This is a genomic window from Roseobacter sp., from assembly GCF_024639605.1.
Classification (GTDB): domain Bacteria; phylum Pseudomonadota; class Alphaproteobacteria; order Rhodobacterales; family Rhodobacteraceae; genus Roseobacter.
Genome location: NZ_JAHEHZ010000245.1, coordinates 1 through 3,258 on the forward strand (window position 1 = coordinate 1; position 3,258 = coordinate 3,258).

Genomic DNA, 3,258 nt, shown 5'->3' on the forward strand with positions numbered 1-3,258 from the left:
AGAGCGCGGGCCCGTAACCATATCTGCTGCGGGTATTTCTCCCACCGTCATGTTTCTTGATCCGAACTCCGATCGGGGCGATACTTTGCCACCGCGCGTAAAACATCACTGTCCGGATACTTACGCAGACCCCGGACCCAACCGGCAGCAGGCAATCATGCATTCTGCAGATCAGGAAAGCGATCCTTCACGCACCGGGCGGCATGACCCCGTCACGGCCATGCTCAGCCGGCTCGCAGATCAGGATAAAACGTATCTGCGGCGCCGCAGACTGGGCGATGGACCAGACAAGAACGCAATCAGTTTTGTCGAAGAGCTTCTGAAAGAAATCGACGCAGGCCACAGTGGCGCGGATAAAGAGGCTCTGGTCACCCGTGCCGTAACTGACCGCACTGAAACACCTGCCGTCGTGCTTGTCGTGGCGGGATGGCTGAGCCTGAGGCTGAAGCGCTGGAACGATACACAAACACTCGCCCGCGAACTGACAGGGCGGGATCATCACGACCTGCTCGCCCAGCGCCTGATCGACGCAGCGGAGGAGAAATCTGCGGATCTGGAAACCGGGACTGACCGCTGGCTGAAAACCCGGATGTGCAACGCGCCTTTCCGGGAAATGGAATCGCGCGCGAACGGTCAGGTGCATTTTTGCTGTTCCGCGTGGCAACCGGTGCCCATCGGACGATTGGATGCACCCCGTCCGGACGGTTTCTGGAATTCTGAACGCGCCCGCGAAATCAGGCGGTCGGTGCTGGACGGCGATTTCACGCATTGCAGCCGGTGGCACTGCCCGTCGATCGCAGGGCGCCGTCTGCCGGAACGCACACCGGGCACCCCGGCACCGGCGCTGCGGGCTGAGAAAGGGCCGCAACGGGTGATCCTGTCGCATGACCGTTCGTGCAATATATCCTGCCCGAGTTGTCGAACCGGTCTGATCAGCCTGCCGCATAAAGAAACCACAAAGCTGAACGACATCTTCGAAGAGCATCTGCTCCCGCTTGTGCGTAATGCCCGGCACATCAAGGTAACGGGCTCGGGTGATCCCTTCGGCAGCCGTCATTTCCGCCATATTCTGCAGCGCCTGACCAAAACAAAATCCCCGGCGCGGCGCATTCAGCTGCATACAAACGGCCTGTTGCTGAACGAGCGGGCCTGGAACGATCTCAATCTGCGGGACAATGTGTCCTCCGTGTGGATTTCGATCGATGCCGCCGAGCCGGAAACCTATTCAGTCCTGCGGCGTGGCGGAGACTTTGATACGCTGGTGAAAAATCTCCGGTTTCTCGGTAATCTCAACAAGCGCGGTGATATCGACACCCTGAGACTGGATTTTGTTGTGCAGCAGGCAAATTATCTTCAGATGCCTGCCTTTGTGGATCTGGCACGGGATGTTGGCGCCGACAGCGTTTACTTTCTGCGTCTTCGGAACTGGGGTCATGTACCTGCCGAAGTTTTCCGCAATCAGGATGTATGTTCCCCCGACCATCCGGAGCATGACCGGCTGCTGACTGTCTTGTCAGATGACCGGCTTATATCGGACGCGGTTGAGCTTGGCAGCATGAGCCGCCTGGTCAGCCAGGTGCGGCAGGCAGGCGCCCGTCGCTGAGGCGAAATACCTTGTAACGGGCCGTCATGCTCCTGCCGCATTCTTGTCCGAATCGCGCCAATGCCCGCTTTTACCGCCTTATCCCAGCGGCTGATGCCGGCGATTCGAATTTTGCGGAACGATTTTGACACATTCTCCCCGATGGCGGCTGAAGAATGGTTAATGCATTGATATATTTATATTTATAAGCAGAATTTCTGCAGAGAGTATCTGTAAAGCCACTCACTGAGAACGTGCCTGTACAGCGTAATCGCCTCATCTACGTGACAATGTTTCCACAGCGGCGACGATCGGCCGAGAAAGTTGAAATGCAGCAGAAATGTGGCATATGTTCGTCCTGACCGGTGCTGTGAGTATCAGTGACGAGGTCCGGTTAATCAGTTCTGGGTGGGGCGCACGCAGGAGTTTGTATGAACCTCAGAACCAGAACTTTAAGACCATCGTTGTTTTTGATGGTTGCAGTTATTTCAGGATGCAGCGTCGGTTCAGATCGTGTGGTGACACGTGGTTTCGTTGATACTGTACCTGAGCCGGCTGATCAGTTCTGTTCCGGAGCGGGTGCCCTGCCCGGCCGCTCCGGTCCCGTTTATTCCGTGCCAGAGACCGTATGCGCGGCCCCGTCTCTCGCCCTTCTGCAAGAACCCCGACAGGTGATTTACACCACACGGGCACCTCTGGGTGAGTCTGCGCCCGGGGCGCAGACTTTGTCAGGCAGCGCGGATTCAGGCCCCAGAACGACGGAAGATCGTAACCGGCTGCAGAACGCGACGCCGTTTGACAAGTAACAAGGTCAGGATGTTTTATGAGTATTGATCCCCGCAGCCGTCGCCTTCGCGCCCTCGACAACCGCATGTCTGATCGTGTGCTGATCAAACCCGCGCGCTACAGGGCTGACCTGCACATGCCCGACAGCCATACGGTTGCCGCCTATATTATCCGTGCCCTGAAAAACGGGATCACCAGCGCGCAGCTTGAGGCCGAAACCGGCTGGTCGCGCTCCACCGTACGGGTCAATCTGCACAAAATCGCAAAGAAATGCGGCATCGGGGTCGTGCGCCGTGACGAACTGCTTTACCTGATTCTGCCAGAGAATTCCGAAGAAACCGAGCGGCCGGTCCGGGTCATTAACCCCGAAGACGCGCCGGCCGGAGCGCCACGCGGGACACAGGCAGGGACTGTCATCACCCTGTGATCAGTGCGGCCCGGCTGTCGTTTCTTCAATCAGATTTTTATAGAGTTTCCGGATCCTTTCGGTGACCGGCCTTGCGCCGTTTCCGACCGGTTTTCCATCCACGGAGGCCACCGGTGTCTGCGCCCCGAAGGTGCCGGTCAGAAATGCCTCATCCGCGCCGTGAACCTCGTAAAGAGAGAAGTTTTTCTCAAAAACCGGGATGCCGTCCAGGCGACAGAGATCGATAACCTTCTGGCGGGTGACACCTTTCATGCAGTAGTCGCCGGTTGAGGTCCAGACCTCGCCCCGGCGCACGATAAAGAAGTTGCAGGCGTTCGTGGTATTCACAAATCCGTGCGGGTCAAGCATCAGCCCTTCGTCAGCACCGGCGGCTTCGGCCTGCAGGCAGGCGATCACGCAGTTCAGTTTCGAGTGGCTGTTGAGCTTGGGGTCCTGCGACATCGGCAGGCCACGCACCTGGGGG

General features: G+C 58.0%; 3 protein-coding genes. 2 read left to right on the forward strand and 1 reads right to left on the reverse strand.

Annotated elements, in window-relative coordinates:
- Window positions 1–1,603, forward strand: a 1,603-nt coding sequence (locus Q0M35_RS18260) for a radical SAM/SPASM domain-containing protein (protein WP_295317677.1), incomplete at its 5' end; no start/stop codon positions are given.
- An 802-nt stretch (window positions 1,604–2,405) separates the two neighbouring features.
- Window positions 2,406–2,795, forward strand: coding sequence for a hypothetical protein (locus Q0M35_RS18265; RefSeq protein ID WP_295317678.1), 390 nt, complete (start codon window positions 2,406–2,408; stop codon window positions 2,793–2,795).
- Here Q0M35_RS18265 and Q0M35_RS18270 read toward each other — a convergent pair.
- The coding region (locus Q0M35_RS18270) for an aminotransferase class IV (RefSeq protein WP_295317679.1) at window positions 2,796–3,258 on the reverse strand (463 nt) is incomplete at its 5' end.

Bases quoted from the DNA above. Each gene is read 5' to 3' on its own strand.
- Q0M35_RS18265 (WP_295317678.1), top strand. From the start codon at position 2,406: ATGAGTATTGATCCCCGCAGCCGTCGCCTTCGCGCCCTCGACAACCGC.